Source organism: Dryocola boscaweniae, from assembly GCF_025215095.1.
GTDB classification, from domain to species: domain Bacteria; phylum Pseudomonadota; class Gammaproteobacteria; order Enterobacterales; family Enterobacteriaceae; genus Dryocola; species Dryocola boscaweniae.
Genome location: NZ_JALHAP010000008.1, coordinates 1 through 245 on the forward strand (window position 1 = coordinate 1; position 245 = coordinate 245).

A 245-nucleotide genomic window follows, 5' to 3' on the forward strand; every position below is an offset into this window, starting at 1 on the left:
TTAGCCATCATGTTGCCGTTAGTGTTACCACCAACAATGGTATTACTGCCGACTCCAAAATCACCGACTGACAGCATGTCGCCGCTTGTGCTGTATGCATCGCGTAATGCCGCACTTCCTAAACCGAGGTTTGCGCGGGCGGTCGCTTTATTGGCAACGTCGTTAAGGTTCTGGCTCTTGTTCAGCATATTATCAGCAAGATATTTCCATGACGGGCCGGTGAATGCTGAACCATCAGGAAGATT

Annotated in this window: 1 pseudogene; it reads right to left on the reverse strand. The window is 49.4% G+C overall.

Going from position 1 to position 245, the window contains the following annotated elements:
- A pseudogene (locus tag MUA00_RS00030) lies at nt 1-245 on the reverse strand (hypothetical protein); the annotation flags it as partial.